The organism is Oligoflexus sp. (assembly GCF_035638955.1).
In the GTDB taxonomy this organism is placed as follows: domain Bacteria; phylum Bdellovibrionota_B; class Oligoflexia; order Oligoflexales; family Oligoflexaceae; genus Oligoflexus.
In genome coordinates, this window is the sequence record NZ_DASQYZ010000278.1 from 1 (window position 1) to 7,792 (window position 7,792).

Here is a 7,792-nt window from a genome sequence, read left to right on the forward strand (position 1 = left end):
CCAAGGTGGAAGCCGGGAAACTGGAAATTGAAAAAAACGTGGTGGAGTTTCCTGAACTCATGACCGATATTCAGATGGTTATGGGTCACTTTGCTGAAGAAAAGGGCATCGTCTTTTCGATGACTGCGGACAATGACCTTCCTGCGACTATTTTTAGCGATGCGGCGAGACTGAAGCAGGTTTTGACCAACGTCATCGGCAATGCCATCAAGTTTACTGGAGCAGGTTCCGTTACGCTCAACACCCGGGTGGATAAAGACTTGCAAATGCTGCGGTTTTTGGTTCGGGATACGGGACGCGGCATGACACCTGTCCATGTTGCCAAAATCTTTAAGCCGTTTACCCAGGGTGATTCTGCGACAACGCGGGAGTTTGGAGGGACCGGTCTGGGACTGGAGCTTTCGCGACGTCTGGCTCGTGCTCTCGGCGGCGATGTAACGCTGGTTGAAAGCAGGCCGGGGGTGGGCAGCGTCTTTGAAATTTTGATCGCTCTTGAAGGCGCGAGTTATGAAGCGAGTTCCTTGCCAACAGAGAAGACGCTCCATCAACCAATCATTCGACTGGACGGGGTCAGTGTGCTTCTTGCAGAGGACGCCATCGACAATCAGTTTCTCGTCACCAAGTTTTTGACCCTGGCGGGGGCTCACGTCGAGGTTGCCTGTGACGGTCTCGAAGCGGTGGGCATGGCCTCTGCGAATGACTATGATATTATCCTAATGGACATTCAAATGCCTCATCTTGATGGCTATCAGGCCACCTTGAGACTTCGTAAACTGGGTTGTAAAGTCCCCATATTGGCTCTGACAGCGCATGCGATGCGCGATGAAATTGAGAGATGCCGCCGCGCGGGATGCGACGCCCATCTGTCCAAACCCATCGGGATGCAAAAGCTGTTGGAGTTGGTGCATCGCTCGCTGTTAATCTCCGGTTCAACCGTTGACCATGGATATGATGCTCACGATTATGATCGTAAGTTGCTGAGTTAAATTCGTGGGACTTACGGCATGAGTAAGAACGTTCGACGGGCTACAATCCGTTCGAACTAACAATCGAGCCCAGGACAGTTTGGCATCAATGTTGCCTTAGCGAGGTCGGCTGAACTCTTTAAGGAGCCCCTTATGAAAACTGCTGTCCTCCTCGTGTTTTTGTGCCTGTCCCTGTCCTGTTCAAAGAAAGACAAGAATGATGATGCCCCGGCATCGACCATACCTTCGGCTACGGTGCCCGGCGCCATCCCGTCGACAACACCTCCTGGCGGGAATCCCGCGCCCACAGTCCCGACCGATCCCGCTGTCCCCTCAGCAACTTCCACCCCGCCCTGGACCCTCAATGCGGTGAACTGCGGCGTCTGGGGTTTGGGCTATGATGCCGAGGCCAAGGACTGCGTCCGCATCGCGACCAAAGAAGCATGCGACGCGCTCGCCAATGGATCGAAGTTCGTCCTTCGCTTTGGCATTGGCGAATGTCACGGACCTAACCTACAAAACAATGAAAAGAACTGCTCCGCTAAGGGAAGAAGCTACGATGCGGCCTCGGAAAGCTGCAAGCCCATCACCACTCAGGCCGAGTGTGACAAGCTGGCGAACGGATCCGTTTTCGACCTCGGCTATCAGGAGTGCGTTGGCGTCCGGTTTTTGCCGAGCAAGGAAACCTGTGCTGCTTATGGGACATCGTTCGATGCCGCCAGCCGCACCTGTGTGACGATTCGCACCGAAGCGGAATGCACGGCCTTGCAAAGCGAAGCGATGTTTGACATCGGTTACGGAAGGTGCCTCGGCCGCTGTGATTATCGCGACTCCATCACCGATGCCTGCTTCCTCAGCAGGTGAGGCCTTGGAATCCGAGGGGCTCCTGAGGAGCCCCTGTCCTCAAATCACACCCTTCGAATCGACTCCGCCTTGGCATCTCCCTGCTATTCCTGATCGAAATCCCGGTGAACAAGAACTGGATAGCGTGACTTTTCATCGAAAATCAAAGTCTCGCGTCCAAGGCTCCTGGAATACAGAAGAATCCGAAAATGTCAATTCTGTGGTGCTGGGGATTGAGTCGGCCCGTTCCTAAGCAGCCTCCTGGTTTTTTTCACCACTCTGGCCGTAAGGAATCAGCTGATAATAAAATTCCGTGGCTTCGCTATCATCCCTTATCTTGAAATCCCCATCGAGTCTGTATTTTGCGAACTTCTTCTTTTGATCAAAGGTCAGGGAGTTGAATATACCGGTGTGAAGGATAATGGAATGCTGTCCCGTCTGACCGAAGATCTCCTTCCGGATCGATTCATAACGCGTTGCCAGGACGATTCCCCGTCCAAAAATATCATATTCCTTCGGACTGGTCTTGGGATAATAACCCTGCAGCTGCCCCATGGCAATGCCGATGCCGCAGTAAATCGGAAAATCGAATTGGAAGGCATGCGCATTTTCTTCGAGCTTTTTCACAAAACCTTTGGCCATGGCCAACGCCAGATCCGCGGAATTGGTATCGGGTGGGGCACTGAAGGGATACCCAATGGAGCAGAGGAAACCATCGCCTAATTCCTTAATCCGATAGCCATTCGCCTCCATTCGCGTCGGATCATAATTGTGCTGCAGAAGGCCGAGACACGAATGGATGGAGGCCTCCAGGAAGTCTTTCAGCCTGATGTGTTTCAACTTCGATGATCCAATGATGTCAAAGCAGATCACGATGCCTTCGCCAGACTGTGTAGGCATGGTGGTCTCCAGCTCCTCTCCCATCTCAATGGACTTGATCTGATGCGGATAGACCACTTTCGCAAGCTGATTATAGCTGTGATCCTTCTGAGCTGACAGCGCAAGCAGACGCTTTTGGGCCTCGTACTTCTGCTTCCGGAATTCGTTGAAGCGATCGGCCAAGGCGAGGGAAAGCAGGATGCCCTCGACCACGCCGCCGGTGATCTGTCCCCAATACGAAAGTATGTTGGCCGGCATCAATCCGGCGATATTAATAACTGTAAAACCGGCTCCAGCGAGATAGCTGGCGAATGCGATGGTATACCAGAAGGCCGATTTGGATCCCTTGCGAACCAGAAGGAACCCGGCAAGGAAGTAGGCCGATATATTGAAGCAGGATGTCAGGAGGCAAAAGACATTACCCCAGAAGACGGATACAAACAGTGTATTTAAAAGGTTGGCGAAGCTCATCAAGGCCAGTATTTTTAAAGGCCAGGACAACTTGGGTAGGCTCTGTTCGATTTTCAGGAACGCCTGGCTGAACAGGAAAAGGCTGAGTAAGATGATGTCAACGGACGCTACCATGATTTCATTAGGAACGGGGTTTTGCAGACCAAGGATAAAGAATACTTCCTGAGAAAGGCCAAAATAGGACAGCTGGTACATGATGTTCCAGAAGATGAAGATCACGTAATACAGGTAAGTTCGATCCCTGAGGTTGATGAAGAGAAAGAAGTTGTAGAGCCCGACGAAAGCAAAACAGCCCAGAAAAAAGCTGATGATGCAGTACTGGAAGAGGTTGTGACGATGGAAATTGGCTGGCGACCAAACCTTGAGCGGCGCCTGGCTGCCTCCCGTTGTCTGGACCCGCAGAAAGTAGACCGTTTTTCCTGGCTGGACCCTGACGAGAAAAGCTGGCTGTCTCGATCGAATCGTTCGATCGCGGAAGGACTCCTGGTCACCCGCAACGCCGATCAGAGTTGCAGAATCATGCAGCCTTGCCGAATCCGTAATGGGAAAACTACTCTCGATGACGACGTCCAGAGGTTGGTCGCGAGAATTGACCAGGGCGAACCGGATCCAGTAAGCGGATCGGCTCAAGCCGAAGTTGGCGTTTGAACCCCACTCTCGAAACTTTGATTCTTGATCGAAGGCTTGGACGGCTTCCGGCAGCGTTAGGCTCTGGGATCCATCCTCGATGATCTGCAGATAAGGCCCAAGCATTGTGCCATTCGGATCATCGTCGAGGGCATATTCGCGAACAGCCCCCAGGGCATCATGGAAAGGCAGCAGAAGTATGAAAAAGAGAAGAAGGACGTGCATCAATCCAGTCTTCTGATGGTCTTCCGATGCCTTCATTTGCGTCGTTGCTCTCACGCTCAGTTGGTAAAAAGGGGACGCACGGTATGCGAGATGACCCTGATCATGGGATCGGTTCGAACAGGGTTTACTTGATTGCGAAGGCAGCTATTATCCAGGAGTCTTTCTGTGATTCCACCAACGAACATCATTTCTGCTTATGATTTCCTTAGGTTTTAATTCACCGACCCCAGTCGTGAGGGGATCATGACATCACGCCTGCCTTTAATCTTGATTGCGCTATTCAGCTTAATCCAGGGCTGTCAACGCTTTGAAAAGCATTTCGATGCTGTGGGCGCACTGTGCGGAGTCGATCCTTCCAGCTTTAATGCCGAAGGGCGCATTATAAAATTCGAAGATCCGCAGGGTGAAGAACTTTCATCGGCCACGCTCTTGACCACCCGCAGTCGATTCTTATCGCATTCGCGAGGCGTCCAGAATCTTGAGATCAGTTCACGCGGCTGTGTGCGAACTGCGGCCGAGTCGGGTGTGATCCAAGCCTTCAGCAGCGCTCAGGGGTGGAGTCTGGCCCATGAACCCAATGATTCATCCGAGCAGAAGCTCCTGCGTCTCGCCATGCAGCCTTCACCGCACGTCAGTGCAGAACTCCAATGTCCACAGCAAGGCTATTTTGCGCACGAAACTCTCACATTCCCCCTGCGCTGGGCGGGTGACGGCCCATTGCATGCAGCTCGTTTTGAACTTACCGCGGTGGATGAAAAGCAGCAGAAACCTTTTGTGTTTTTTGAAAAGCCTTATGGCATGCATTTGAATGATCTGCCGCACAGCCTCACAACCGACTCTCTACCGGAAGGACAGTACCAACTCCGCCTCTCGTTCCAGGTCAGCATGGAAGGTTGGGATATTCCGGGTTCGATTCCAACGCGGGTTGAATCCTGCCCACTGACCATCCTGCACCGGCGACCTGAAGTCGGTGGTCTTGAGGGCTATGGTTTGGGCCAGCGCGTCGCTGTCTTTGCCAAGGGCGCTATTCTTCCCTGGAAAGCGCCCTCGCCCCAGAGCGATCTGCATTACTGCCGTGAAGCGCGAGGTCACGACCTCGATGACATCCCATCGACCGAGTCCAGCATGGATTGTCAGCCTCGTGGCGCCTGTCGCGAGAGCGGAAACTTTCACAAAACGGGAGCCATCACAGCCGAGGACCTTGGTGTGTTCGATTATTACGGCTTTGCCGAGGATCGGGCTGGCAACCGTTCTGCCTTGAGCTGCCAAACCGTGGCCGTAACCGAGCAAAAACCTGGTCTGCAGTTGTTATGGTCGGAAGACGAATGGAATAAGCCCTCCTCTCAAATGCGTGTTCCAAGGCCGACTGCCCGTTTGCGCATAGTCGGACGTCATCCTCAATTGGAGGATGGTTCGCTGACGGCGAGGTTTCAGTGTAAGGCTGACTTCGTGCGAGAAGACCAATCCTTGCTAACCGGACGATCCGTTCTGTGCACGAGCGGTCGCTGCAAAAAAAAAAATCTGGAATTCTACACCGACTGTGACGCGGATCTCCAGGTCGAGCTTTTTGAACTTTGGCCCCACATCAAGGCTGAAGGCGGTCGACTGCGCATTTTTGTTAAGGCTGATGACCAGGCCGGACATGTGCACGAGGAGATGACATCCATCGGCATCCAGCCTCAGCGCTGGCAACCTCTTCGCTTAAGCACCGCCTCCGATATTACGGATAATACGCGCCAGATGCTGCAGGATCATCAGCGGCGCATCTTTGTTGTGCGTGGCCATGACATTTCCCGATGGGACGAGGATGCACAGGCCTGGCAGTTGGTGGCCGTGCCTGCTGAAGCAATCGGTGGTCAAATGTCTCAGATCTGGCTCTCCCAAGAGGGTGAGCTTCATGCCCAATGGGGCGTGTGGCGGATGGAGTCCTTCCGCATCGATTTTTACCTGTTCAAGTGGGTTGACTCTGGTTGGCAAAAGGTCACTCCTCTTGACCCGCAAAACGCTGTGGAATGCTTGCGCCCGCAAAGTTTTCATCGCGGCGGGTTCTGGTGCGCGACCGATAAGTCCATGGCGATTCACCAAAACGGCCAATGGAGCTTCATCCCTTGGCCTGCAGAACGGGACCGTTGTCACACTCTCCCGCAGACCCAGGCTTTGGTGCGTGATCAACAGCAGAATCTCTGGCTGTCCTGCAATTCCAGTCTTTTTCGATCCGCCTCCGGTCAGAACACCTGGACTTTGGTCGATCATTCTCTGCCGCTCTTGAAAATCGGCGTCGACGCTCAGGAAAGACTGTGGGTCGTGCGCGGTCGCAGCGGCCAGACTATGAGCATTGAGGTCACGACGACCCAGGGAACACAAACGCTGCCCATCCCAGCATCCCTCCAAGGGATCGACCTCGGAGCCGAGGATTTCGTCATCGGACCGGCCTCAGAGATCATCATGGGCGATTCCTATTGGGATGACAGCCGGAACTCGTGGCAGATGTTCCCGTATCTGACCGCTCGGCGCGCAGAGCAGCGCATGGTGCCTCATTTCCTGACCAGCGGAAAACTTTACTGGGAGACCCATCAAGGTTTTATGCTTTGGGATGGCCAAGGCCTCCGCCACTGGGATTTGCGCGTGCAGGGCATTTTATTTGGTCGAGTCGGTTTCCACCTGGCCGAGGATGAAAAAGATAGGCCGATGATTCTGGCCAGTCCTGCTGGAATCGATGCTGTTCCGTAGGTGTTCCCCATGCGAAACTGGGTCCATTTACCTAAACCCGGAGTCTCGCCCAGTACGGGAATTTGGGGACTTTGGGTGGATGCTCAGAGCAAGCCCAGCGTCTATATTCAATCGGATGGGCTGTACACGTTGGAACCAAGCGGTTGGGTGCGAACTTTAAAAAGCCCTGGTTTGCCCGATGAAGCGCCCCTGCAAACTGAATTCTTTGAGCCCGTCCTAAGGAACTCCACTGGCATCTATCGTTGGACACCGGAATCGGCATGGACACCGATCGCAAGCTTTGCTGAGCCCCGCTCCTATTTGAACGCTGTTCGGGATTCTCTCGGGAGGCTCTGGGTTTTCCAGAACGATACTGTGGATTTGGCCATGATCCACGGTTTCAGTTTTCAACGCGTGCCGCTTCGCGCCGATGCAGGATCGAAAATCCTGAATATCTTTAGCCGCAAGGATGGGATGGTGGTCGCCACCAACCTAGGTCTCTTGCAGCGGAAGGACGCCGACACGGAATGGGCACTCAGATCGTGGCAGGACTGGGGTCTTGGCGCCATCGATCGCATTCACCAGATCGATGATCACACCTTGATTCTGTCCGTTCGTCCCGACTCCAAGCCTATAACGGGCTTCTGGGTCCTGGACCTGGTCACGCAAACCAAGAAATTCTGGCCCGCCGGAGGTACGTTTTATTCCTTTAACGACGTGCGCAAAACATCAAAGGGCGAGATCATCATGGCTCTCGACTTCAGCATTTATCGGACTGATGGTGTGAGCTATGCTGAGATTTTCAGCCAGAAAGATCTTAATAGCCTGCCGCAGATACCAGGAACGTTTCTCCTTATCTTCGCCATTCGGATCGATGCCAACGATCGTCTTTGGTTTCACATTGCGACGGGGCTTGTCCGCATCGATCTTTAAAGTTGATATTAAAGTCGGACGGAACCTCATTCATCATTCACGACTCGGATCGAGCGCCCGTAATAACGTGATGCATCGTCTCCCACCGGGTCCAGCATACTTCGAGGTCGAGGTCCTGCATCCGGCCCGACCTTGTCACA

At 53.5% G+C, this 7,792-nt stretch carries 5 protein-coding genes; 4 read left to right on the forward strand and 1 reads right to left on the reverse strand.

Going from position 1 to position 7,792, the window contains the following annotated elements; genetic code table 11:
* Both VE954_RS25570 and VE954_RS25575 read left to right on the forward strand, forming a co-directional pair.
* Positions 1–986: ATP-binding protein (locus VE954_RS25570; RefSeq protein ID WP_324958187.1), on the forward strand; the 986-nt coding region annotated here is incomplete at its 5' end.
* A gap of 132 nt (positions 987–1,118) precedes the next feature.
* Positions 1,119–1,829 carry a hypothetical protein gene (locus VE954_RS25575; protein WP_324958188.1) on the forward strand — a complete coding sequence of 237 codons (711 nt, stop codon included), beginning with the start codon at positions 1,119–1,121 and terminating at the stop codon, positions 1,827–1,829.
* Between the two features lie 228 nt (positions 1,830–2,057).
* Here VE954_RS25575 and VE954_RS25580 read toward each other — a convergent pair whose 3' ends face one another.
* Positions 2,058–4,010, reverse strand: coding sequence for a 7TM diverse intracellular signaling domain-containing protein (locus VE954_RS25580; RefSeq protein WP_324958190.1), 1,953 nt, complete (start codon positions 4,008–4,010; stop codon positions 2,058–2,060).
* Between the two features lie 243 nt (positions 4,011–4,253).
* Here VE954_RS25580 and VE954_RS25585 point away from each other — a divergent pair, with 243 nt between their 5' ends.
* Complete coding sequence (locus VE954_RS25585; protein WP_324958192.1) at positions 4,254–6,740, forward strand: hypothetical protein; 2,487 nt, start codon at positions 4,254–4,256, stop codon at positions 6,738–6,740.
* Positions 6,741–6,749: 9 nt separating this feature from the next.
* The gene (locus VE954_RS25590; protein WP_324958194.1) at positions 6,750–7,652 is read left to right on the forward strand and encodes a hypothetical protein; all 903 of its coding nucleotides are present in this window, start codon (positions 6,750–6,752) and stop codon (positions 7,650–7,652) included.
* Positions 7,653–7,792 lie beyond the last annotated feature (140 nt).